This is a genomic window from Streptomyces sp. MH60, assembly GCF_002939385.1.
In the GTDB taxonomy this organism is placed as follows: Bacteria; Actinomycetota; Actinomycetes; order Streptomycetales; family Streptomycetaceae; genus Streptomyces.
In genome coordinates, this window is the sequence record NZ_MULI01000034.1 from 1 (window position 1) to 22,299 (window position 22,299).

Annotated in this window: 21 protein-coding genes; 7 read left to right on the forward strand and 14 right to left on the reverse strand. The window is 73.1% G+C overall.

All coding sequences use genetic code 11. The features are described 5' to 3' along the window. The first annotated feature begins 566 nt into the window (after positions 1 to 566). Entirely contained in the window at positions 567 to 1,775 is a 1,209-nt protein-coding gene (locus BZZ08_RS21100) for an amino acid deaminase/aldolase (protein ID WP_104633820.1), read from the forward strand. Positions 1,776 to 1,796: 21 nt separating this feature from the next. On the opposite strand, the gene BZZ08_RS21105 is transcribed toward BZZ08_RS21100, so the two are convergent. The 4 genes from BZZ08_RS21105 to glnA4 are packed head-to-tail and all read right to left on the reverse strand — an operon-like array spanning position 1,797 to position 6,317. Further along, positions 1,797 to 2,729 carry a DUF2510 domain-containing protein gene (locus BZZ08_RS21105; protein WP_104633821.1) on the reverse strand — a complete coding sequence of 311 codons (933 nt, stop codon included), beginning with the start codon at positions 2,727 to 2,729 and terminating at the stop codon, positions 1,797 to 1,799. 37 nt (positions 2,730 to 2,766) lie between these two features. Then, positions 2,767 to 3,564, reverse strand: coding sequence for a 3-oxoacyl-ACP reductase (locus tag BZZ08_RS21110; RefSeq protein WP_104633822.1), 798 nt, complete (start codon positions 3,562 to 3,564; stop codon positions 2,767 to 2,769). A 6-nt stretch (positions 3,565 to 3,570) separates the two neighbouring features. Next, entirely contained in the window at positions 3,571 to 4,950 is a 1,380-nt protein-coding gene (locus BZZ08_RS21115) for an aldehyde dehydrogenase family protein (RefSeq protein ID WP_198601605.1), read from the reverse strand. 8 nt (positions 4,951 to 4,958) lie between these two features. Continuing rightward, positions 4,959 to 6,317 carry a gamma-glutamylethanolamide synthetase GlnA4 gene (gene glnA4 / locus BZZ08_RS21120; protein ID WP_104633823.1) on the reverse strand — a complete coding sequence of 453 codons (1,359 nt, stop codon included), beginning with the start codon at positions 6,315 to 6,317 and terminating at the stop codon, positions 4,959 to 4,961. Positions 6,318 to 6,424: 107 nt separating this feature from the next. On the opposite strand from glnA4, the gene BZZ08_RS21125 reads away from it, so the two are divergent. After that, positions 6,425 to 7,135 carry a FadR/GntR family transcriptional regulator gene (locus tag BZZ08_RS21125; protein ID WP_104633824.1) on the forward strand — a complete coding sequence of 237 codons (711 nt, stop codon included), beginning with the start codon at positions 6,425 to 6,427 and terminating at the stop codon, positions 7,133 to 7,135. Positions 7,136 to 7,198: 63 nt separating this feature from the next. Continuing rightward, positions 7,199 to 7,891 (forward strand): gamma-glutamyl-gamma-aminobutyrate hydrolase family protein, encoded by a 693-nt coding sequence (locus BZZ08_RS21130; RefSeq protein WP_104633825.1) that lies wholly within the window; start codon positions 7,199 to 7,201, stop codon positions 7,889 to 7,891. 87 nt (positions 7,892 to 7,978) lie between these two features. On the opposite strand, the gene BZZ08_RS21135 is transcribed toward BZZ08_RS21130, so the two are convergent. Then, a complete protein-coding gene (locus BZZ08_RS21135; RefSeq protein ID WP_104633826.1) occupies positions 7,979 to 8,965 on the reverse strand; it encodes a LysR family transcriptional regulator in 987 nt (328 codons plus the stop codon). A gap of 70 nt (positions 8,966 to 9,035) precedes the next feature. On the opposite strand from BZZ08_RS21135, the gene BZZ08_RS21140 reads away from it, so the two are divergent. Further along, positions 9,036 to 10,214: a TDT family transporter gene (locus BZZ08_RS21140; RefSeq protein WP_104633827.1), complete on the forward strand. Its 1,179-nt coding sequence runs from the start codon at positions 9,036 to 9,038 to the stop codon at positions 10,212 to 10,214. On the opposite strand, the gene BZZ08_RS21145 is transcribed toward BZZ08_RS21140, so the two are convergent. From BZZ08_RS21145 to BZZ08_RS21160, 4 genes are all read right to left on the reverse strand, one after another. Further along, positions 10,141 to 10,860 (reverse strand): helical backbone metal receptor, encoded by a 720-nt coding sequence (locus BZZ08_RS21145; protein WP_104633828.1) that lies wholly within the window; start codon positions 10,858 to 10,860, stop codon positions 10,141 to 10,143. The two genes, BZZ08_RS21140 and BZZ08_RS21145, sit on opposite strands and share 74 nt — an antisense overlap. Positions 10,861 to 10,870: 10 nt before the next feature. Then, positions 10,871 to 11,440, reverse strand: a complete 570-nt coding sequence (locus tag BZZ08_RS21150; RefSeq protein ID WP_104633829.1) for a helix-turn-helix domain-containing protein — start codon at positions 11,438 to 11,440, stop codon at positions 10,871 to 10,873. 370 nt (positions 11,441 to 11,810) lie between these two features. After that, a complete protein-coding gene (locus BZZ08_RS21155; protein ID WP_104633830.1) occupies positions 11,811 to 14,426 on the reverse strand; it encodes an ABC transporter permease/substrate binding protein in 2,616 nt (871 codons plus the stop codon). Continuing rightward, on the reverse strand, positions 14,419 to 15,531 hold the full coding sequence (locus tag BZZ08_RS21160) for a quaternary amine ABC transporter ATP-binding protein (protein ID WP_104633831.1): 1,113 nt from the start codon (positions 15,529 to 15,531) through the stop codon (positions 14,419 to 14,421). The genes BZZ08_RS21155 and BZZ08_RS21160 overlap by 8 nt, the downstream gene beginning before the upstream one ends. A gap of 192 nt (positions 15,532 to 15,723) precedes the next feature. Here BZZ08_RS21160 and BZZ08_RS21165 point away from each other — a divergent pair, with 192 nt between their 5' ends. Beyond that, on the forward strand, positions 15,724 to 16,629 hold the full coding sequence (locus BZZ08_RS21165; RefSeq protein WP_104633832.1) for a 5'-3' exonuclease: 906 nt from the start codon (positions 15,724 to 15,726) through the stop codon (positions 16,627 to 16,629). Positions 16,630 to 16,719: 90 nt separating this feature from the next. Further along, positions 16,720 to 17,562, forward strand: a complete 843-nt coding sequence (locus BZZ08_RS21170; protein ID WP_104633833.1) for a siderophore-interacting protein — start codon at positions 16,720 to 16,722, stop codon at positions 17,560 to 17,562. Between the two features lie 72 nt (positions 17,563 to 17,634). On the opposite strand, the gene BZZ08_RS21175 is transcribed toward BZZ08_RS21170, so the two are convergent. Next, positions 17,635 to 18,216 (reverse strand): GNAT family N-acetyltransferase, encoded by a 582-nt coding sequence (locus tag BZZ08_RS21175; RefSeq protein ID WP_198601606.1) that lies wholly within the window; start codon positions 18,214 to 18,216, stop codon positions 17,635 to 17,637. Positions 18,217 to 18,323: 107 nt separating this feature from the next. Between BZZ08_RS21175 and BZZ08_RS21180 the strand changes: the two genes are divergently transcribed. Next, a complete protein-coding gene (locus tag BZZ08_RS21180) occupies positions 18,324 to 19,286 on the forward strand; it encodes an RluA family pseudouridine synthase (protein WP_104633835.1) in 963 nt (320 codons plus the stop codon). Between the two features lie 21 nt (positions 19,287 to 19,307). Here the strand turns inward: BZZ08_RS21180 and BZZ08_RS21185 are convergent, their stop codons facing one another. The 4 genes from BZZ08_RS21185 to BZZ08_RS21200 form a co-directional block, all read right to left on the reverse strand. Beyond that, positions 19,308 to 20,813: a cytochrome P450 gene (locus tag BZZ08_RS21185; RefSeq protein ID WP_104633836.1), complete on the reverse strand. Its 1,506-nt coding sequence runs from the start codon at positions 20,811 to 20,813 to the stop codon at positions 19,308 to 19,310. Between the two features lie 62 nt (positions 20,814 to 20,875). Further along, positions 20,876 to 21,496: a GTP-binding protein gene (locus BZZ08_RS21190; RefSeq protein ID WP_104633837.1), complete on the reverse strand. Its 621-nt coding sequence runs from the start codon at positions 21,494 to 21,496 to the stop codon at positions 20,876 to 20,878. Further along, on the reverse strand, positions 21,477 to 21,911 hold the full coding sequence (locus BZZ08_RS21195; RefSeq protein ID WP_104633838.1) for a DUF742 domain-containing protein: 435 nt from the start codon (positions 21,909 to 21,911) through the stop codon (positions 21,477 to 21,479). Before BZZ08_RS21195 ends, BZZ08_RS21190 begins: the two co-directional genes overlap by 20 nt. Then, positions 21,908 to 22,285, reverse strand: a complete 378-nt coding sequence (locus BZZ08_RS21200) for a roadblock/LC7 domain-containing protein (RefSeq protein WP_167308645.1) — start codon at positions 22,283 to 22,285, stop codon at positions 21,908 to 21,910. The genes BZZ08_RS21195 and BZZ08_RS21200 overlap by 4 nt, the downstream gene beginning before the upstream one ends. Between the last annotated feature and the right edge of the window lie 14 nt (positions 22,286 to 22,299).

A 22,299-nucleotide genomic window follows, 5' to 3' on the forward strand; every position in this document is an offset into this window, starting at 1 on the left:
ACCGGGCGCGGGCTCCGGACGCGGCGGCGTCGCCGGGCGGGCCGGGGACTCCGGCCGGGGCGAGGTGGACCGGGGAACGGTGCCGGGCCGCCCCGGCGCGGACGACGGACCGGGCACGGGCTCGGGGCGCGGCGGGGTCGGCGGAGGCTCGGGGCTCGGGGGCGTCGTAGGGCGGGGCGGGGTCTGCGGGTGGGGTGGAGTCTGCGGGTGGGGTGGGGTCTCGGGGGGCGGGGGGAAGGAGGCGCGGCGCGCTTCCGTGCTCATGCACCCCCCGTTTCCCCGGGCCCGGCCCGTCTCTCCGACACGGGCCCAAGACGGTGGTCCCGACCGTGGTCGTCTCCTGCCCGGCCCGGCGCGGAACCGTTCCGTCCCGGGCACGCATACCCGCTCGGGAGGACCATCATCCCGGCGCGGCCGCCAGGGCCCTGCCGCCGGGGCGGGCCCGCCGTGCGTGCGCGTCACTCTACGACGTGACCCCGCCCGAGGGGGAACCAGTCCGCACGCCCGTGGCATTGGCCCGGATCGTCCCCCTACCCTGCGGTAATCCTGTCTGGCAGGCTGCGTCCATGACTGCGCGCGCCGCCGACCGGGCCCGTTACGACCGGGCCACCGCCCATCTGGACGCCCCTGTGGCGATCGTGGACCTGGAGGCCTTCGACGCCAACGCGGACGACCTGGTCCGCCGGGCCGGCGGGAAGCCGATCCGGGTCGCCAGCAAGTCCGTACGCTGTCGTGCGCTGCTGGAACGGGCCCTGGCCAGGGACGGTTTCGCGGGCGTCATGTCGTTCACGCTGGCCGAGTCCCTGTGGCTGGCGCGCTCCGGTTTCGAGGACGTGCTGCTCGCCTATCCGTCGGCGGACCGGACCGGGTACGCCGAGCTGACCGCCGACCCCAAACTGGCCTCCGCGGTGACGGTGATGGTCGACGACGTGGCGCAGCTGGACCTCGTCGACGCGGCGCGGGACGGCGACGGCGGCCGGGAAGTCGTGCGGGTGTGCCTGGAGTTGGACACCTCGCTGAAGTTGTTCGGGGGCCGGGTGCGGGTCGGGGCCCGGCGCTCGCCGCTGCACTCCCCCGCCGAGGTCGCCGACCTGGCCCGCGCGGTGGCCCGCCGGCCCGGGTTCGAGGTCGTCGGCATCATGGCGTACGAGGGGCATGTCGCCGGGGTCGGCGACGCGGTGGCGGGGCGTCCGGTCCGGTCGCGTGCCGTGCGGCTGATGCAGGCCGCCGCCCGCCGGGAACTGGCCGAGCGGCGGGCGGCCGTGGTGCGGGCGGTGCGGGCCGTGGTGCCCGGCCTGGAGTTCGTCAACGGCGGTGGCACGGGCAGCGTGCAGCACACCGCCGCCGAGGACGCGGTGACGGAGATCGCGGCCGGTTCCGGGCTGTACGTGCCGCGGTTGTTCGACAACTACACGTCGTTCAGCGGTCGTCCGGCGGCGCTGTTCGCCCAGCCCGTCGTACGGCGGCCGGGGGTCGGGGTCGTGACCGTGCTCGGCGGCGGGTATCCGGCCTCGGGCGCGCCCGGACCCGACCGGCTGCCGGTGCCGTACCTGCCCGAGGGGCTGCGCTACGACCCCCAGGAGGGCCCGGGCGAGGTGCAGACGCCGCTGCTGGGCTCGCCCGCCGACGACCTGCTGATCGGCGACAAGGTGTGGTTCCGGCATGCCAAGGCCGGGGAGCTGTGCGAGCGGTTCGACGCGCTGCACCTGGTGGAGGGGGACGCGGTGACGGCGACGGTGCCGACGTACCGGGGCGAGGGGCGCACCTTCCTGTAGCGCGGGCGCCCTGGGCCGGGGTCAGTCCGTCGGGCCGATGCCGCTGCCCACGCCGCCGCCGGTGTCCGCGTCGCCGACGGGCCGGATGCCCTTGGTGATCCGGGCCATGTCCGCCAGTGGCGGTCCGTCCTCGCCGGCGTCGAAGACGTAGCGGACGAGGATCGGGGACTCGGTGCCGACGGTGGACGGGAAGACCGTCGACTGCACGTAACCGCCGGGCCCCTTCGCCGTCTTCACCCGCCAGCGCACGTAGTACCCGGCGCGTCCGGCGACCGCGACGGGACCGGACGCCACCTCCTGGTGGGACTCGATGCCGCCGAAGGGCTTGTTGCCGATCAGGTCGCGGTCGTAGGCGTCGTCGGCGGCGTCCTCGATGTCCTGCTGGGCGAGGACCTTCGGGGCGGACTCGGCGTTCGCCGTGACGGTGCGGGAGACGACGAGGCCGTGCCGGCACACGCTGCCGTCGGCGGGGCAGTCGTAGGTGCCGTCGGTGGTCATCATGACGTCGTCCTCGGCGACGTACTTGGGCCGGACCCAGCCGTCCGGCAGCGGGAAGGTGATGCCGTTGAGCTGGTCCTCGACCAGGGACGGATCGTCGGCGGAGGGCTCGGAGGCGCTGGGTGCGGGGGACGGCGGGTCGCTCACCGGCGCGGGGCCGGTGGCGGTCGCCGTGACCGGCGGGGTCTGCGTCCGCGGGCTGCCGCCGTCGTCCTCCCGCAGGACGAACACGCCGGTGACGATCGCCCCGACCAGCACGGCCGCGGCGGCGGTGAGGGCGACGGCCTTCCCGCGTCCGCCGGAGCGCGTCCCCGGCCCGGGGTCCGGGGCGCCCACCGCCGGCCCGTACCCGACGGGTTCGGGGGCGCGGCGGTGCTCCGTCCAGGCGGCGCCGTCCCACCACCGTTCCTGGTGCGGGGCCGACGGGTCGCGGTACCAGCCGGGCGGCGGCGTCATGCTCATCCCGGCACTGTAGGACGCCGCGCGCGGTGTTCTACAGCGGTGTGACGTACGCCCCGGAGATCCCGCCGTCCACCAGGAAGTCCGTGGCGTTGACGAAGGAGGAGTCGTCGCTGGCCAGGAAGGCGACGGCGGCGGCGATCTCCTCGGCCTCGGCGAACCGCCCCACCGGAATGTGCACGAGACGGCGCGCGGCCCGCTCCGGGTCCTTGGCGAACAGCTCCTGGAGGAGCGGGGTGTTGACCGGCCCCGGGCACAGCGCGTTGACGCGGATGCCCTCCCGCGCGAACTGCACGCCCAGTTCCCGGGACATGGCGAGGACGCCGCCCTTGGAGGCGGTGTACGAGATCTGCGAGGTGGCCGCGCCCATCCGGGCCACGAAGGACGCGGTGTTGATGATGGAGCCCCGGCCCTGGCGGCGCATGTAGGGGATGGCGGCCTTGCAGCACAGGTAGACGGAGGTGAGGTTGACCTCCTGGACGCGCTTCCACGCCTCCAGGCCGGTCTCCAGGATGGAGTCGTCGTCGGGCGGCGAGATGCCGGCGTTGTTGAACGCGACGTCGACGCTGCCGTAGGTGTCGTACGCCGCCGCGAACAGCGCCTCGACCTGCTCGGGGTCGGTGACGTCGGTCTTGACGAAGAGGCCGCCGGTCTCCTCGGCCGCGGCCTTGCCCCGGGTCTCGTCCACGTCGCCGCAGACGACGTGGGCGCCCTCGGCGGCCAGCCGGCGGACGGTGGCGAGGCCGATGCCGCTGCCCGCCCCGGTGACCACGGCGGTACGGCCGACCAGACGGCGGCAGATGATGTCCCCGGTCGTGTGTGGCTCGGTCATGAGTGGCTAGGCCTCCGTGCTGATGAAGACGTTCTTGGTCTCGGTGAACGCGGTCAGCGCGTCCGGGCCCAGTTCGCGGCCGAGGCCGGACTGCTTGAACCCGCCGAACGGTGTCCAGTAGCGGACGCTGGCGTGCGAGTTGACGGACAGGTTCCCGGCGCGCACCGCGCCCGACACGCGCAGGGCGCGGCCGACGTCCCGGGTCCACAGCGAGCCGGACAGGCCGTAGTCGGTGGCGTTGGCCAGGCGGATCGCGTCGGCCTCGTCCGCGAAGGGCAGGACGACGGCGACGGGCCCGAAGACCTCCTCGACGGCCACGCGCGCGTGCGCGTCGACGCCGGTGAGGACGGTGGGCGGGAACCAGAAGCCGGGACCGCCCTCGGGTGCCTTGCCGCGGATGCCGGCGGCGTCGGCGGGGACGTGGGAGCGGACGCGCTCCAGCTGGGCGCGGGAGATCAGCGGACCCATCTCGGTGCTCTCGTCGGCCGGGTCGCCGACGCGGACGGCCTCGATCGCGGGGGCGAGGAGTTCCAGGAAACGGTCGTACACGGACCGCTGGACGAGGACGCGGGTGCGGGCGCAGCAGTCCTGGCCCGCGTTGTCCAGGAAGGACATGGGCGTGGCGGCCGCGGCGGCCTCGATGTCCGCGTCGGCGAAGACGATGTTGGGGCTCTTGCCGCCGAGTTCGAGGGTGACGGGCTTGAGGAGCGCCGCGCCCTTGGCGGCCACCTGTCGGCCGACGGCCGTGGACCCGGTGAAGACGATCTTGGCGACGCCCGGGTGCTCGACGAGCGCGTCCCCCGCGACGGGCCCGTGCCCGGGCAGCACCTGGAACAGGCCCTCGGGAAGGCCCGCGTCCAGGGCGAGTCCGGCCAGGCGGAGCGCGGTGAGCGGGGTCGTCTCGGCGGGCTTGAGGAGGACCGCGTTGCCCGCCGCGAGCGCCGGTGCGGTGGCCCAGGCCGCGATCGGCATCGGGAAGTTCCAGGGGGCGATGACGCCGACGACGCCGAGCGGTTCGAGGAGCGTGACGTCCAGGCCGCCGGCCACCGGGATCTGGCGTCCGGTGAGCCGCTCCACTCCCCCGGCGGCGTAGTCGAGCAGGTCACGGACGTTGCCGGCCTCCCAGCGGGCGTTGCCGAGCAGGTGCCCCGCCTGGCGGACCTCCAGGCGGGCCAGCTCCTCCAGGTGCTCGTCGACGGTGGCGGCGAAGCGGCGCAGCAGCCGGGCCCGGTCGCCGGGGGCGAGGGCGGCCCAGGCGGTCTGGGCCCGTGCGGCGCGGGCGACGGCGGCGTCCACGTCGGCCGCGGAGGCGGCGGGGACGGTGGCGACGACCTCTTCGGTGGCGGGATTCAGTACACGTAGCTCGTCGGGGAGTTTCTCGGACAACCGGTGCCTCACATGCGTTCGAAGGAGCGGCGCAGTTCCCAGTCCGTGACGGCGGCGTCGTACGCGTCCAGTTCGACGCGCGCCATGTTGCGGTAGTGGGCGACGACCTCGTCCCCGAAGGCGGCCTTGGCGAGGGTGCTGTTCTCCCACAGCTCGGCGGCCTCGCGCAGGGTGGTGGGGACGTGCTCGTAGTCGGCGGCGTAGGCGTTGCCGGGGCAGGGGCCGGGCAGCTCCAGCCCCTGCTCGATGCCGTGCAGTCCGGCGGCGACCAGGCCGGCCACCGCGAGGTACGGGTTGACGTCGCCGCCGGGGAGCCGGTTCTCGAAGCGGAGCGAGCGGCCGTGGCCGACGACGCGCAGGGCGCAGGTGCGGTTGTCGTGGCCCCAGGCGACGGCGGTGGGGGCGAAGGAGCCGGGCTGGAAACGCTTGTAGGAGTTGATGTGCGGGGCGTAGAGGAGGGAGAACTCGCGCAGTGCCACCAGTTGTCCGGCGAGGAAGTGCCGCATGACCTCGGACATGCCGGTCCCGTCGGCCATCGCGTTGCGACCGTCGGCGTCGGCGAGCGAGAGGTGGATGTGGCAGGAGTTGCCCTCGCGCTCGTTGTACTTGGCCATGAAGGTGAGGGACATGCCCTCCTGGGCGGCGATCTCCTTGGCGCCGGTCTTGTAGACCGCGTGCTGGTCGCAGGTGACCAGGGCCTCGTCGTAGCGGAAGACGATCTCGTGCTGCCCGGGGTTGCACTCGCCCTTGGCGGACTCGACGGTGAGACCGGCGCCGGCCATCTCGTTGCGGATGCGGCGCAGCAGGGGTTCGACGCGGCCGGTGCCGAGCACCGAGTAATCGACGTTGTACTGGTTGGCCGGGGTCAGGCCGCGGTAGCCCGCGTCCCAGGCGTGTTCGTAGGTGTCGCGGAAGACGATGAACTCCAGCTCGGTGCCGACCTGCGCGGTGTACCCGTGCCCGGCGAGCCGTTCCAGCTGGCGGCGCAGGATCTGGCGGGGCGCGGCGAGCACCGGGGAGCCGTCCTCCCAGGCGAGGTCGGCGACGGCCATCGCGGTGCCCTCGTTCCAGGGCAGCCGGCGCAGGGTGGCCGGGTCGGCGTGCAGGGCGAAGTCGCCGTAGCCGCGGTCCCAGGAGGACATGGCGTAGCCGTCGACGGTGTTCATGTCGGCGTCGACGGCGAGGAGGTAGTTGCAGCCCTCGGTGCCGTGTTCCAGGACTTCGTCGAGGAAGAACCGCGCGGCGAACCGCTTGCCCTGGAGGCGGCCCTGCATGTCGGGGAAGGCCAGGACGACGGTGTCGATGTCACCGGCGGCGACGAGGGCGTGCAGTTCCTCGACCCCGAGCGGGGGTGTGCGGTCTGCCACGGGGAGAGCCTCCTTCTGGCCGGGAGCCATAAGGTATTGCCGGGAACCTTTGGTTGGGAAGGGGGCGCGGCGGCGTGTGGGAGGAATCCGCCGGGGGTGCCGGGAGCGTGACGGACCGGCTGGCGCCGGTCCTGCGACCGGTGCGGGCCGGAAACGGCTTCGAGGAGGCGCTGGAGCAGATCCTCCAGGTCGTCCGGCTGGGCCTGGTGGCGGGGGGCGAGCGGCTGCCGGCCGAGCGGGAACTGGCGGAGCGGCTGGGGATCAGCCGGGTGACGCTGCGCGAGGTGCTGCGGGTGCTCCAGGAGCAGGGGCTGGTCGAGGCACGACGGGGGCGCTACGGCGGAACGTTCGTGCTGCCCCGCGCGGACGCGGGCGGCGAGGACGAGCTGCGGCGCCGGGTGGCGGGGGTGGACATCGAGGACGTGCTGCGCTTCCGGGAGGTGCTGGAGGCGGGCGCGGCCGGGCTGTGCGCGGCGCACGGACTGCCGGACCCGGGGGCAGCGCGGCTGCGCGAGGCGCTGGCCGGCACCCGGGAGGCGCCGCTGGCGCAGTACCGGCGGCTGGACACGATGCTGCACCTCACCCTGGCGGAGCTGTGCGGCTCACCGGCGCTGGCGGCGCAGTACGCGGCGGTCCGCGCCACCCTCAACGACCTGCTCGACTGCATCCCGCTGCTGGTGCGCAACCTGGAGCACTCCCAGCGCCAGCACGCGGCGCTGGTGGAGGCGGTGCTCGACGGGGACGCGGACGGGGCGCGGGAGATCGCGCGGGAGCACTGCGCGGGGACGGCGGCGCTGCTGCGCGGGTTCCTGACCTGAGCGCCTTGCCGGGGGCGCACGCTCCGGCAAAGGTATGAGAACGGTTCATTGTCTGGAGGGCGGATGGCCGACCGGCCGCTGATCGGTGTCAGTACGTATCTGGAGTCCGGCGCGCGCTGGGGCGTGTGGGAGCTGGAGGCGGTGCTGTTGCCGGCCGGGTATCCGCGGCTGGTGCAGCGGGCGGGCGGGCTGGCCGCGATGCTCCCGCCGGACGCGCCGGAGCACGCCGCCGCGGCCGTCGCCCGCCTCGACGGGCTGGTGATCGCGGGCGGCCCGGACGTGGAGCCGGTGCGTTACGGCGCCGAGCCCGATCCGCGCACCGGCCCGCCGTCCCGGGCCCGGGACGCCTGGGAGCTGGCGCTCATCGAGGCGGCCCTGGCCGCGGGCGTCCCGCTGCTGGGCGTCTGCCGGGGCATGCAGCTGCTCAACGTCGCCCTGGGCGGCACCCTCGTCCAGCACATCGAGGGGCACGCCGAGGTGGTGGGCGTGTTCGGCGGCCACCCGGTCCGGCCGGTGCCGGGGACGCTGTACGCCGGTGCCGTACCGGAGGAGGCGTTCGTGCCGACGTACCACCATCAGGCGGTGGACCGGCTCGGCACCGGCCTGATCGCGTCGGCCCACGCGGCGGACGGCACCGTGGAGGCCGTCGAACTGCCCTCCGCGCCCGGCTGGGTCCTGGGCGTCCAGTGGCACCCGGAGATGGGCGAGGACGCGCGCGTGATGCGAGCACTGGTGGACGCGTCACGAGCGGGCTGAGGCCCCCGACGGAATGCCACCACCAGGCCGGCCGCCGCGCCGGTGCGACCGGTGCGCGACCGGTGCTGGGACGCTCCGGCCGCGCGTCTACGCCCGGGTCAGGGAGAGCAGTTGGCGGGCCGGTCCGGTGGGGCGGTGGCCGGTGGGCCACACCGCTCGCAGGTCGCGGGCCAGGACGACGTCCGCCACGGGGACACTCACCAGGCGCCGGGTGGTCAGTTCCTCGCCGACGGCGAGTTCGCTGAGGACGGAGGGGCCCGCGCCGCCCACCGCGGCCGCCTTCACGGCCGTGGTCGAGGACAGTTCGATCAGCGGGCGGGCCAGGCCGCCCAGCGCCGCGTCCAGGACCTGCCGGGTGCCCGAGCCCTTCTCCCGCAGGATCAGCGGCGTGGCGGCCAGCTCCGCCGCCTCCAGCGGGCGCCTGCGGCGGGCCCAGGGGTGGCCCGGCGCGGTCACCACGATGAGCCGGTCGTGGCCGATGACCGCGGAGTCGAGGCCGGTCGGGACACTCACCCCCTCCACGAAGCCGAGATCGGCCTCGCCGGCCAGCAGCCGTTCGGCCACCGCCGCCGAGTTGCCCGCCAGCAGCGACACCGCCGTGTCCGGCAGCTGGGTGCGCAGCGCGACCAGCCACCCCGGCAGCAGGTACTCGGCGATGGTCATGCTCGCCGCGACCCGCAGCCGTGAGTCCCGCCGGTCGCGCAGCGCCTGCGCGCCCGCGTCGAACGCCTCGGCGGCCTCCACGATCCGCCGTGCCCAGTCCGTGACCAGCGCGCCCGCGTCGGTGAGCCGGGAACCGCGCGGCGAGCGGTCCACCAGGGCGACGCCCAGCTGCCGTTCCATCGAGCGGACGCGGCTGCTGGCGGCCGGCTGCGTGATGCCCAGCTCGCGCGCCGCCCCGCCGAGGCTGCCCAGGCGCGCCACCGCCAGCAGCAGTTCCATCGCACCGAGGTCCGGCACCCGGTGTGCCAGCGAACCCGCCGCGTGCCGCGCCCGGGTGTCGCGCCCGCCCGCCACGGCGTCCGCGCCGATGCCCGTGCCCTCGCCCGTACTGCCGCCCCTGCCACCGCTCATAACCCCAGCTTATGCCCTCATAGAGACATGGTCCCTGGTCAGGGGCTTCGCCCGCCGGGACGGTGGAGCCATGGTCACCGCAGCCCAGCACCGCTCTCCCGCGCCCTCCCCCTCCCCCGCCGTCGGCCCGGCCGTCCGGCGGGTCCCGGCCGTGCGCCATCTCGGACCCAACTGGTACGCCTGCGTCATGGGCACCGCCATCGTCGGTACGGCGGGAGCCGCGCTCCCCGGGCACGTGCCCGGCCTGCGGGCCGTGTGCACCGCGGTCTGGGCCCTGTCCCTCCTCCTGCTGGCGGTGCTGCTGGCCGCCCGGTCCCTGCACTGGCGCCACCACCGCGACCAGGCCCGCGCCCATCTCCTGGACCCGGCCGCGGCCCCGTTCTACGGCTGTCTGTCGATGGCCCTGCTGGCGGTCGGCGGCGGCGCCCTGACCCTCGGCCGGGACTGGACCGGCACGTCGGCCGCGGTCGCCCTGGACACCGTGCTGTTCACCGCCGGTACGGTGATCGGGCTCGCGGCGGCGGTCGCCGTGCCGTACCTGATGGGCGTACGCCACCGCATCGAGCCGGGGCAGGCCAGCCCGGTGTGGCTGCTGCCGCTCGTCGCACCGATGGTGTCCGCGGCCGTCGGCCCGCTGCTCGTCCCGCACCTCCCGCCGGGGCAGCCCCGCCAGACGCTGCTCCTCGCCTGCGTCGCGCTGTTCGGCGTGAGCCTGTGCGCGACCCTGGTGACGCTCCCGGTCATCTTCGGCAGGCTGCTCACCGGCGGCCCGCTGCCGCTGGCGCTCACCCCGTCGCTGTTCCTCGTCCTCGGCCCGCTCGGGCAGTCGACGACCGCCGTGGGGAAGTTCGCGGACGTGGCGCCGGGTGTCCTGCCGGGGCCGTACGCCGAGGGTTTCTCGGTCTTCGCCGTGCTGTACGGGGTGCCCGTGACGGGCTTCGCCCTGATGTGGTTGGCGTTCGCCGTCGCGCACGTCGTGCGGGCCCGCCGGGAGGGCATGCGCTTCTCGATGACGTGGTGGTCCTTCACCTTCCCGGTGGGCACCTGTGTCACCGGCACCGAGGCGCTGGCCCGGGAGACGGGGCTGGTCGTCTACGACGGGCTCGCCGTCGCCCTGTACGCCCTGCTCGTCGCCGCCTGGGCCGTCGCCGCCGTGCACACCGCCCGGGGCCTGCTCAGCGGCGGGCTGCTCGCAGGGCCGCGGCCAGCGCCCGGGGCGCCCGGGCCAGTGACGGCCCGTACCACGTGAGGTACCGCCCGTCGACGAGGGCGCAGGGCAGGCCGGGGAAGGCTTCCGGGCCGTCGTCGGCGGTGAAGCGGTAAGGCTCGTCCGGCAGCACCACGACGTCCGGGCGGGCCGCCCGCAGCTCGTCCAACGGGACCTTCGGGTAGCGCTCGGCATGGCCGGCGTACAGGTGGTCGACGCCGAGGCGGGCCAGGACGTCCCCCGCGAAGGTGTCCCGGCCCAGCGCCATCCAGGGCCTGCGCCAGACGGGCACGACGGCCGTGACGCGCCGCCCGGGGACGGGCGGGTCCGCCCAGGCGGCCTGCGCCTCGTCCAGCCAGCGGGGCCGGGAGGGCGCGCCGCAGGCGGTCAGCACCCGGTCCAGCTCGGTGACGGCCTGCGGGACGGTGCGCACCTCGGTCACCAGCACCTCGACGCCCGCCGCGCGCAGGGCGTCGAGGTCGGGGGCGCGGTTCTCCTCCTCGTTGGCGACGACCAGGTCGGGGGCGAGGGCGAGGATCCGCTCGGTCTGCGGGTTCTTGGTGCCGCCGACGCGGACGACGTCGAGGGCGGCCGGGTGGGTGCACCAGTCGGTGGCGCCGACCAGGGCGCCCGGCACCGTACGGGCCACCGCCTCGGTCAGCGACGGCACCAGCGAGACCACCCTCACCGGCGCGGCCTCACCGGCGGGGCCCTTCCCGGACCGCCTCGATGTGCTCGGCGACGGCGACGACGATCAGCCGGGTGTCCGGCACGGTGGCCCGCCAGCGGTGCCGCACCCCGCCGGTGAGGTACAGCGTGTCGCCGCGCCCCAGGCGGTAGGCGCGGCCCTCGGCCTCGATCTCCACGGCACCCTCGGCGACGAACATCAACTGGTCGTTGCGGAACTGCAGTTCCCGGCCGGCGTCGTGGTCGCCGGTGAACTCCAAGGCGTGCATCTGGTGGTGCCCGCGCACCAGGGAGCGCACCCTGGGTGCCAGCTCGGGGTCGGGGTCCTCGGCACGGACCACGTCGACGCTGCACGCGGGGTCGGCCGCGGCGAGCAGCTCCACGGCGGTGGTGCGCAGGGCGTCGGCCACCTTCTCCAGGGAGGTCTGGCTGGGCCGCGCCCGGTCGTTCTCGATCTGGCTCAGGAAGGGCACGGACAGGCCGCTGCGCTCGGACACCACGGCGAGGGTGAGTTCGAGGTCCCGGCGCCGCCGCCGTACGGCCGCGCCCACCCGGAGGTGCTGATCCTTGTGGTCGCCCATCGCTCCGGCTCCCTCCTCCACCCGTCGTCCTGATGAGTTCTCTGCACCCTACGCATGTTCGGCAAACCGTTTCATGCGGCCGTCACATCGATGTCACGGTGCGGTGGCCGCGACCTCACGTTTCTCGCCATCGACGGGCGGGTCCGCGCGCCCTACCGGTTCAAGGCGTGGACGGTCCCGCATGTTCCCGCCAGCCGCTCGCGCCCCCGGTCGGGGGATGCTCAGGCCGGGGCCTGGCGCTCCGTGGTTGGCCGAATTCCTACCGTGTCCGGTCCGGGAACGACCCGAGGGGTGGGCCCGGCGGCGCGCCGTCAGGAGACGCCGCCGGGCCCACCCCTCGGGGTGACCGTCAGAAAGCAGTACCGCGCTGCTAGGGGGTCATCCGGCCGACCATGTCCGGGTGGTCCTTCAGCCAGGCCGCGACGGCTTCTTCCTCCTGGCCCTGGCCGCGGTCCTTGATCTCGGCCTCCAGGCTGCCCAGCTCGTCCTCGCTCATCTTGAAGTTCTTGATCCACTTCGTGAGCTGCGGGTACTGCTCGGGGAAGTCCTTGCTGGAGATGGTCCGGATCGTGTTGCCCTCGCCGAAGGCCTTCTTCGGGTCCTTCAGCTTGGTCAGCTCGTAGTCGCTGTAGGCCCAGTGCGGCGACCACAGGGTGACCGCGACCGGCTCCTTCTTGGCGAGGGCGCGCTTGAGCTCGGCCAGCATGGCGGGCGTGGAGCCGTCGACGACCTCGTACTCGTCCTCCAGGCCGTAGCCCGGCAGGACCTCGTTCTTCAGCAGCTGCATCTCACCGGTGCCGGGCTCGATGCCGATGATCTTCCCGTCGAAGAGGTCGCTCTTGCCCTTGAGGTCCGCGAGGGACTTGACGTCCTTCACGTACGAGGGGACGGCGATCTCCAGGGAGGTCGGCTCGTACCAGGTGCCCAGGTCGGTGAGGTTGTCCTTGTGCTTGTTCCAGTAGTTGCTCTGGGCGTACGGCAGCCACGCGTCGAAGTTGAGGTCGATGCCTCCGGAGGCCAGGCCGGTGTAGACCGGGCCGACGTCCATCTGCTTGAGGTTCATCTTGTAGCCGCGGCGCTCGAGGACGTTCTTCCACAGGTAGGTGACGGCGACGTCCTCCTCCCAGGGGAACCAGGCCACGTCGAGGGCCTGCTTGGCCTCGGCGGGGGTGCCGCCGCTGCCGCCCTCGACCGGGGCGAGCTTGTCGACGACGCCCGGGTTGGCCTTGAGCCAGGTGCGGACGGCGTCCTGCTGCCGGCCCTTGCCGGCCTTGTTGATCTCGGCCTCGAGGCTGGTGAGCTGCTTCTCCGTCATGGAGAAGTCCTTCAGCCACTCGGCCACGACCGGGTTGTCGTCCGAGAAGCCCTTGCGGGACAGCGAGTGCACGCCGTCGCCCTTGCCCCAGGCGTTCTTGGGGTCCTTCAGCTTCTTCAGCTTGTAGTCGTTGTACGCCCAGTGCGGGGACCACAGCGTGGTGACGATCGGTTCCTGCTTGCTGTAGGCCCGCTTCAGCTCGGCCAGCATCGCCGGCGTGGAGCTGTCGACGACCTTGTACTCCTTGTCGAGGCCGTACTCCTTGAGGACCTTGCTCTTGAGCAGGTTCATCTCACCGGCGCTGGGCTCGATGCCGGTGATCTTCCCGCCGAAGAGGCCGGCCTTGCCCTTGAGGTCGTCGAGGGTGTTGATGTCCTTCATGTACGCCGGAACGGTCAGCTCCAGCGACGTCTGGTCGTACCAGGAGCCGAGGTCCTCGAGCTGCTTGCCGTACTTCTTCCAGTACTGCTCGTGCGTCGTGGGCAGCCACGAGTCGGTCTGGAAGTCGATGTTGCCCTGGGCGAGCGCGGTGTAGAGCGGACCGGCCTCGAACTGCTTGGCCTCGACCTCGAAGCCGCGCTGTTCGAGGATCTCCTTCCACAGGAACGTGGAGGCGACGCCCTCGTCCCAGGGGATGTAGCCGATGGAGACCTTCTTGCCGTTGCCGACGTTGTTGCCGCCGCCCGCCGTGTCGGCGTCGTCGGAGCTGCCGCCGAACATGCCCATGCCGCCGGCCACCAGGGCGAGGATCACGATGCCGATCACGGCGACCTGCGGCTGGGGGCGGTAGGACCAGATCTTCAGGCCCTTGGCGGCGCGCGCCTTGGCGGCGGCGCGGCGGCCCAGGGGGGAGACGTGCGTGCCCAGCGCGCTGGTCATGCGGTCCAGGTAGATCGCCAGGATCACGATGGCGACACCGGCCTCGGCGCCGAGGCCGACGTTGAGCTGGCCGATGGACTCCATGACGTCGCCGCCGAGGCCGCCGGTGCCGACCATGCCGGCGATCGCGGCCATGGACAGGCCGAGCATGATGACCTGGTTGACGCCCGCCATCACGGTGGGCAGCGCCAGCGGGAGCTGGACGCGCAGCAGGGTGTTGCGGGGCGTGGTGCCGAACGCCTCCGCCGCCTCGACCAGTTCCTTGTCGACCTGGCGGATGCCCAGCTCGGTCATCCGGACGCCGGGGGCGAGGGCGAAGATGAGGGTGGCCACGATGCCCGGGGCGGAACCGGTCCCGAAGAACAGGATCGCGGGGATCAGGTAGATCATCGCGGGCAGCGTCTGCATGAAGTCCAGGACCGGCCGGACGAAGGCGCTCACCCGGTCCGAGCGGGCCGCCCAGATGCCCACCGGCACCGAGACGACCAGGGCGATGATCGTGGCGACCAGCAGGAGCGCCAGGGTGACCATCGCGTTCTCCCACAGACCGAGGGAGTCGATGAAGGCGAAGCCGACGAAGGAGAGGACACCGGCGACGGTGCCGCGCAGCCAGAAGGCCAGCACGGCGAAGATGCCGGCGAGCAGCAGCGGCTCGGGGGCCTGGAGGACGGCGTTGATGCCGTCGTAGGCGCCGGTGAAGACGCTCTTGAAGAAGGTGAAGAGCCAGGAGACGTTGTCGAGCAGCCAGTCGACGCTGCTGTTGACCCAGTCGCCGAGGGGGATCCTAGGCACGGCTGATCACCTTCTTGCCGCCCTTGTCCCGCGGGTTGCCGCAGACGCCGGGGACGACGTCGTCCTCGTCGCCGAGGAAGCCGATGAGCCGCTGGGCCGGGACGACGCCGACCAGCCGGCGGTCACCGTCGACCACCGCCACCGCGTGGGGCACGCGGGCGCTGATCGCGCACAGCTCCGAGAACGGCGTCTCGGGCGTGGCGGTCTCGCAGTCGCAGTCCGCCTCGTCACCGCGCAGGTCGGTCTCCATGACGGACCCGGTGGTCAGGACGCGGGAGCGGTCGACGTCCTTGGTGAAGGAGGCGACGTAGTCGTTGGCGGGACGTATCAGGATGTCCTGCGCGGTGCCTATCTGCACGATCCGGCCGTCGCGCATCATGGCGATGCGGTCGCCCAGGCGCATGGCCTCGTTGAGGTCGTGGGTGATGAAGACGATGGTCTTCTTCAGGGTCTTCTGCAGGTCGAGCAGCTGGTCCTGCATGTCGCGGCGGATCAGCGGGTCGAGGGCGCTGAAGGACTCGTCCATCAGCAGCAGGTCGGCGTCGGTGGCGAGCGCGCGGGCCAGGCCGACCCGCTGCTGCATGCCGCCGGACAGCTCGTCGGGCCAGGACTTCTCCCAGCCGGCCAGGCCGCACAGGGCGAGCGCCTCGTCGGCGCGGCGTTCGCGCTCGGCGCGGGGCACGCCCTGCACTTCGAGACCGTAGGCAGCGTTGTCACGGACGCTGCGGTGGGGGAAGAGCGCGAAGTGCTGGAAGACCATGCTGATCTTCTTGGAACGGACCTCGCGCAGCTCGCGGTCGCTGAGCTCGGTGAGGTCCTGGCCCCCGAAGCGGACGTGCCCGGCGGTCGGCTCCGACAGACCGTTGAGCATGCGCAGCAGCGTGGACTTGCCTGATCCGGACAGCCCCATGACCACGAAGATCTCGCCGGGCTCCACGGTGAAGGACGCGTCGATGACCGCGGCGGTGGTGCCGTCGGCGCGCAGTTCCTCCCGGACGTCCCCCTGGTCCTTGCGGACGTCTTCCTGGCGCAGTCGTCCGACTGCCTGGTCCGGTTTCCTGCCGAAGACCTTGTACAGGTTCTCGGCCTCTAGTCTGGCTGACACGCTTACCTCTTGGCTCGGGGGCAGGGACAGGGCCCAAAGCTCCCCTAACAGTTGAATGCATCAACCAGCTTCGGCCCGGGTGCGCGCCTGCCCCGATCCTTATGCGCCAAACATATGAGTGACTCAGTTCACAGCCCCCCGTCCCTCACCCACCTCACCTGCGGCATGATGCGAGGCGTGACCGGACGACTGATGCTTCTCGACACCGCCTCCCTCTACTTCCGCGCCTACTTCGGCGTGCCGGACTCGGTACGGGCGCCCGACGGCACGCCGGTGAACGCCGTGCGCGGGCTGCTGGACTTCATCGACCGCCTGGTGAAGGACCACAGGCCCGACCACCTGGTCGCCTGCATGGACGCCGACTGGCGACCGCACTGGCGGGTGGAGCTGATCCCCTCCTACAAGGCACACCGGGTGGCCGAGGAACGCCCGGCGGGCCCCGACGAGGAGGAGGTGCCCGACACGCTGTCCCCGCAGGTGCCGGTCATCGAGGCGGTCCTCGACGCGCTCGGCATCGCCCGCGTCGGTGTGCCGGGATACGAGGCGGACGACGTCATCGGCACCTACACGGCGCGGGCCACGGGCCCGGTGGACATCGTCACCGGCGACCGCGACCTCTACCAGCTGGTCGACGACGCGCGCGGCGTGCGCGTGCTCTACCCGGTCAAGGGCGTCGGCACGCTCAACCTCGTCGACGAGGCCGCGCTGCGCGAGAAGTACGGCGTCGACGGCGGCGGGTACGCCGATCTGGCCCTGCTGCGCGGCGACCCGAGCGACGGTCTGCCCGGCGTGCCCGGCATCGGCGAGAAGACGGCGGCGAAACTGCTCGCCGAGTTCGGGGACCTGGCCGGGATCCAGGCCGCCGTCGACGACCCGAAGGCGAAGCTCACCCCCACGCAGCGCAAGCGGCTGACCGAGGCCGGGCCGTATCTCGCGGTGGCCCCGAAGGTCGTCCGGGTGGCGGACGACGTGCCGCTGCCGGACACCGGCACGGCGCTGCCGCACGGACCGCGCGACGCCGAGGCGCTGGACGCGCTGGCGGCCCGCTGGGGGCTGGGCGGGTCGCTGCAGCGGCTGCTGACCACGCTCACCGCCTGAGCGGCGGCACGCGGCGCCCCTTTCCCTGAGCCACACGCCGGGCCGGGATGCTAGCTTAGGTATACCTAACTCAGGAGCAGGGAGGCCGTCATGGCAGACCGTCCGGCACGCAAGCCGCGCAAGCCGCACACCGCGCAGGTCGTCCGCACCGAGCGGCTGACCCCGCACATGCAGCGCGTGGTGCTCGGCGGCGAGGGGCTCTCCGCGTTCGCGGCGGACACCTGCACCGACCACTATGTGAAGCTGCTCTTCCCCTCCGGGGGCGCGACCTATCCGGAGCCCTTCGACATGGAGCGGATCCGCGAGGAGTTCCCCCGCGAGCAGTGGCCGGTGACCCGGACGTACACCGTCCGCCACTGGGACGCCGAGCACCGCGAGATGACGCTGGACTTCGTCATCCACGGCGACGAGGGACTGGCCGGGCCCTGGGCGAGGCGGGTGCGGCCCGGCGACGAGATCCACTTCATGGGCCCCGGCGGCGCCTACGCCCCCGACCCCGCCGCCGACTGGCACCTGCTCGCCGGTGACGAGAGCGCGCTGCCCGCGATCGCCCGCTCCCTGGAGGCGCTGCCCGACGGCGCCCGCGCGTTCGCCTTCGTCGAGATCGAGGGGCCCGAGGAGGAGCAGAAGATCGACTCCGACGTGGAGGTGGTCTGGCTGCACCGCGCCGGCCGCCCGGTCGGGCAGGCCCTGGTCGAGGCCGTGCGCGCGCTGGAGTTCCCCGAGGGCAGGCTGCACGCGTTCGTCCACGGCGAGGCGGCCTGCGTGAAGGACCTGCGCCGGTACCTGCGGCTGGAGCGGGAGGTCCCCCGCGAGGACCTGTCCATCTCCGGCTACTGGCGACTCGGCCACAACGAGGACGGCTGGCAGGCCTCCAAGCGCGAGTGGAACGCCCGCATCGAGGCCGAGCAGGAGGGCGCAACGGCGGCGTAACGCCTCCACCGGCCCACGACCACCCACACGGCGACGCCCAGCAGGCCCCGCGCCCCGCGGGCCACGCCTCCGTCAGTCGCCTCGTACGCGGGCGTGCAGGTGCATGTCGTGCCAGCCGTCGGTGTGGAGGAGGGCGCTGCGCTTGATGCCCTCCAGGGCGAAGCCCGTCTTTTCGGCGACGCGGCACGAGGCCTCGTTGGCCACGGCGTGCGAGAGTTCCAGGCGCTGGAAGCCGATCTCGTCCAGGGCCCAGCGGGCGAGGGTGCGGGTGGCCCGCGCGGCGACGCCCCGGCCGCGGGCGTCGGCCGTCGTCCAGTAGGCGACCTCGGCCACCCCGTCGCCGAGCACCATCTCCCGCAGCGCGACCCGGCCGAGCAGCCGGTCGTCCGCCGCGTCGGCGACCGCCCACTGCACGTTGCGCTCACCTTTCCAGGCCCGTTGCCACTCGGTGATCCAGCCCCGCACCTCCTCCTCGGAGTCGGCGGCCCGGACGTGCCAGTGGCGCAGCACCGGGTCCTGGAAGGCGGCGTGCACGGCGGGCGCGTCCTCGGTGCGCCAGGGGCGCAGCACCAGCCCGTCGCCGGTGGGGAGCGTGGGCTGCGGGGTGCGGGAGAGGGTGCCGGCGGCGAGGACCGGGCTGGTGAGGTAGGGCATGGGCGGCATCCTGCCAACGGGGGCGTCCGGCGGCCCAGCGGATTTCCGGGGCGATGACGACTGCGAGGTCCACCGTCGCAGGCCACCGCCTCGTACGCTGGCAGGTGATGAGACGCCGTACCCCTCCCCCGCCCTCGCCCCTGCCGCAGCGCGACGGCATCGACGCGGTACGGGTGCGGCTGCCCGCTGACGGGCCGTGGGCCACGGTGCGGGAGCATCTGACGGAGCGGCTGTCGGGCGCGGGCGCCGGTGTGGTCGACGGCATGTTCGACGCCGGGCTGTTCGTCGGGGCGGACGGGCGCCCCGTGCCGGGCGACGCGCCGTACGAGCCGGGCATGTTCGTGTGGTTCCACCGCAAGCTGCCCGCCGAGGTTCCGGTGCCCTTCCCGCTGGAGGTCGTGTACCGCGACGAGCACATCGTCGTCCTGGACAAGCCGCACTTCCTGGCCACCACCCCGCGCGGCGGCCACGTCACGCAGACCGCGCTGGCACGGCTGCGCAGCGAGCTGGGGGTCCCGGCACTCGGCGCCGCGCACCGCCTGGACCGGCTCACGGCGGGGCTGGTCCTGTTCACCGTGCGCCCCGAGGAACGCGGCGCGTACCAGGGCCTGTTCGCCGACCGGCGGGTGCGCAAGGAGTACGAGGCCGTCGCCCCGTACGACCCGGCGCTCGCCCTCCCCCGCACGGTCCGCAGCCGGATCCTGAAGGAGCGCGGGGTGCTCGCCGCCCGCGAGGTCGACGGCGAGCCGAACGCCGTGACCCGCGTCGAGCTGCTCGCGCACCGGCCCGACCGCGGGCTAGGCCGGTACCGGCTGGTCCCGGGCACCGGCCAGACGCACCAGCTGCGCGTGCACATGAACGCGCTCGGCGTGCCGATCCTCGGCGACCCCCTCTACCCCGAGGTGGCCGCCCCCGTGCCGGCCGGTGACTTCCGGCGCCCGCTGCAACTGCTCGCGCGGGGGCTGGCGTTCACCGATCCGGTCACGGGGCACGCACACCGCTTCCGCAGCGGCCGGTCCCTCGGCGCCTGGACGGCGTACGAGGACTGGGCGGCGCGGGAGGAACGGTAGGCGGACGGGGTCGGCCGGCCGTCAGTGGCCGCGCCACCAGCGCAGGAAGCGCTGCCAGGCACCGCGGGGAAGGGTCTGGTCCGCTCCCGGCGCCTGCTGGGGCTCGGCGGCCGTCATCGACACGGGCTGCGGCGGCTGGGACGGAAGCGGCGGCTGCGGCGGCTGCGTCTGCTCTTCCGGCGTCGAGAGGCCGACGTGCCAGGCGGCGCGCCGTGCCGGGGCCGGGGCGTGGCTCGGCTGCTCCATGATGTCCTGCTGCGCCCTGGGCTCGAACCGCACCGGCAGTTCCACCAGGTGCCGCGAGGCGATCGACGACCGCCACCGCAGTTCGTCCTCGTCGCAGTCGAGCTGGACGTCGGGCAGCCGCATCAGCAGCGCGTCGATGCCGGCGTCGGCGATGGCCCGCCCGATGTCCTGCCCGGGGCACTCGTGCGGGCCGCCGCCGAAGGCGAGGTGGGCGCGGTTGCCCATCATGTCGGCGCTCAGGTCCGGACGGATGCGCGGGTCGACGTTGCCCGGCGCGATGCCGAGCAGCAGTCCGTCACCGGCGCGGATGCGCTGACCGCCGAGTTCGGTCTCCTGCTTGGCGAAGTAGGCGAAGACGGTACTGAAGGGCGGTTCGTCCCACAGGGACTGCTCGACCGCCTGGGGCACCGTCATCTGGCCGCCGCTGAGCTGGGCGCGGAAGCCCGGGTCGGTGAGGACCACGCGCAGCACGTTGGCGATCAGGTTGACGGTCGCCTCGTAGGCGGCCAGCAGGACCACCCGCAGGTGTTCGCGCACCTCGTCGTCGGTGAGCCCGGCCGAGTGGGTGACCAGGCGGCCGGCGATGTCGTCGGCCGGTTCGGCCCGGCGGGCGGCGGTGAGCCGTCCCAGTGCCTCCATGACGTAGGCGTGGCTGGCGATCGCCGTCTCGGTGCCCTTGAGGGTGTCGCGGGCCGCCTCCACCAGCCGGTCGTTGTACTCCTCGGGCATGCCGAGCAGGTGGCACATCACGCCCATCGGCAGGTGCTCGGCGAACTGGCTGACCAGGTCGGCGCGGCCCTCCTCGCAGAAGCGGTTGACGATGCGCTGGGTGTAGCGCTTGATGTGCCGGCGCAGTTCCCGGTAGTCGAGGTCGGACATGGCGCTGGTGACCGCGCCGCGCAGCCGCTTGTGTTCGTCGCCCTCGGCGTGGGAGCAGATGGGCTGCCAGGCGATGTGCGGCATCAGGGGGTGGTCGGGCTTGACCATGCCCTCGTTGAGCGGGGTCCAGATCCGGCTGTCGCGGCAGAACTGGGAGGGGGTGCTCACCATGTGCAGGTTCTCGGCGTGCCCGAGAACCACCCACACGGGTACGTCGTCGTGGAGCAGCGCGGGCGCCACCGGCCCGTGCTGATCGCGGAGCTTCTCGTACAGCTCCTCCAGGTCGTCCGCCGCGTGCAGCCGGTGCAGTCCGCCCGGCCCGAGGCCGTGGGCGGGGCAGCCGGGCGGTGGTTCGAGCAGGGGTTCGCCCGTTCCGGTCGGGGAGTGGCGTTCAGGCGTCACAGTCTCGCTCCGCAAACAAAGGGTGTGGTCACGTCAGAGGGGGTCTGGGGTGGGCGCGCCGGTCAGGTGAGCGCGCCCTTCATGGCGAGGGCGTGCAGGAAGCGCATCAGGGTCATCAGGACGTCCCGGCTGGAGGCCCGGCGCCGCACGTCGCAGTCGAGGATGGGGATCTCCTCGGGCAGGTCGAGCGCGGTGCGCAGTTCCGCGACGGGGTAACGGGGCGCGTCGGGGAAGGTGTTGACGGCGACGACGAAGGGCACGCCGCGCTCCTCCAGGCGTCCCATCACGTCGAAGCTGACCTCCAGGCGGCGGGTGTCGACCAGGACGACCGCGCCGAGGGCGCCCTCGAACAGGCCGTTCCACAGGAACCAGAAGCGCTCCTGGCCGGGCGTGCCGAAGAGGTACAGCACCAGCTCGTCGGTGATGGTGATACGGCCGAAGTCCATGGCGACCGTGGTGGCCGTCTTGGAGGGGGAGCCGTAGTTGTCGTCGACGCCGATGCCGGCCTGGGTCATCGTCTCCTCGGTGGTCAGCGGTCTGATCTCGCTGACCGAGCCGACCATGGTGGTCTTGCCGACCCCGAAGCCGCCCACGATGACGATTTTCACGGCGGCCTCGGCCGTGTGCGGCAGCCGGTCCTCGGTGCGTGGGCCCGGGATCGTGTCAGAGCTTTTGAAGTCCATGCATCACCGCTTCGAGGAGGTTTCGGTCGGCGACCTTCTGGCGGACGATCGGGGCGCGGGCCTGCACCAGTTCCGACGCCAGCAGGTCGGTGAGCAGCACGGTCACCACACTGAACGGCAGGCTCAGGTAGGCCGACAGCTCGGCCACGGACAGGGGCGCGGCGCACAGCCGCAGCAGGGCGGCCTGTTCCGGTGTGGCGGACACCGGGGGGTCGGCGCGGGCCACGATCAGGGTGACGAGGTCGATGTCGGCGCGTTCGCCGCCTCCCTCCCCGCCGATGACGAAGAGCCGCTCGGGGTTGCGGAGCTCGCCCTCCTTGGCGGGCGCGCCGGAAGGGGCCGGTGTGGCGGAAGGGGCCGGCGCGGCGGGCCGGTCCGGCCCGGGGGATCGCCTCTGGCGCCTGGGAGGAGTCATACGGTCTGCCCGTTGCGCCGTGCGGGACTGGTCAGATGGGGGCCGATCCGGGCGACCAGGTCGGCCATGCTCAGGCCCATCCGGCCGGGTTCGCAGCGGACGTCGGAGAGCACCGCGAGATAGGCGTTGGGGCCGGCGGCCATCAGGTAGAAGTAGCCGCCGTTCATCTCGATGAGCACCATCTTCATGTCGCCGTCGCTGGTGGGGATCTCCTGGCTGACGGCGCTGGCCAGGCTCTGCAGGCCCGCGCAGGCGGCGGCGACCCGGTCGGCGGCGTCCGGGTCCCCGGAGTAGCGGGCGATGCGCAGGCCGTCGGCGGAGAGCACCACGATCATCTCGATGCCCGGGACGCCGTCGTAGAGGTCCCGGAGCATCCAGTCGAACTTGC

Bases quoted from the DNA above. Each gene is read 5' to 3' on its own strand.
- BZZ08_RS21170 (WP_104633833.1), top strand. From the start codon at position 16,720: ATGGCAGACCGTCCGGCACGCAAGCCGCGCAAGCCGCACACCGCGCAG.
- BZZ08_RS21100 (WP_104633820.1), top strand. From the start codon at position 567: ATGACTGCGCGCGCCGCCGACCGGGCCCGTTACGACCGGGCCACCGCC.
- BZZ08_RS21140 (WP_104633827.1), top strand. From the start codon at position 9,036: ATGGTCACCGCAGCCCAGCACCGCTCTCCCGCGCCCTCCCCCTCCCCC.
- BZZ08_RS21175 (WP_198601606.1), bottom strand. From the start codon at position 18,216: ATGCCCTACCTCACCAGCCCGGTCCTCGCCGCCGGCACCCTCTCCCGC.
- BZZ08_RS21150 (WP_104633829.1), bottom strand. From the start codon at position 11,440: ATGGGCGACCACAAGGATCAGCACCTCCGGGTGGGCGCGGCCGTACGG.
- BZZ08_RS21180 (WP_104633835.1), top strand. From the start codon at position 18,324: ATGAGACGCCGTACCCCTCCCCCGCCCTCGCCCCTGCCGCAGCGCGAC.
- BZZ08_RS21105 (WP_104633821.1), bottom strand. From the start codon at position 2,729: ATGACGCCGCCGCCCGGCTGGTACCGCGACCCGTCGGCCCCGCACCAG.
- BZZ08_RS21110 (WP_104633822.1), bottom strand. From the start codon at position 3,564: ATGACCGAGCCACACACGACCGGGGACATCATCTGCCGCCGTCTGGTC.
- BZZ08_RS21165 (WP_104633832.1), top strand. From the start codon at position 15,724: ATGCTTCTCGACACCGCCTCCCTCTACTTCCGCGCCTACTTCGGCGTG.
- BZZ08_RS21190 (WP_104633837.1), bottom strand. From the start codon at position 21,496: ATGGACTTCAAAAGCTCTGACACGATCCCGGGCCCACGCACCGAGGAC.
- BZZ08_RS21195 (WP_104633838.1), bottom strand. From the start codon at position 21,911: ATGACTCCTCCCAGGCGCCAGAGGCGATCCCCCGGGCCGGACCGGCCC.
- BZZ08_RS21130 (WP_104633825.1), top strand. From the start codon at position 7,199: ATGGCCGACCGGCCGCTGATCGGTGTCAGTACGTATCTGGAGTCCGGC.
- BZZ08_RS21135 (WP_104633826.1), bottom strand. From the start codon at position 8,965: ATGAGCGGTGGCAGGGGCGGCAGTACGGGCGAGGGCACGGGCATCGGC.
- BZZ08_RS21200 (WP_167308645.1), bottom strand. From the start codon at position 22,285: ATGCTCCGGGACCTCTACGACGGCGTCCCGGGCATCGAGATGATCGTG.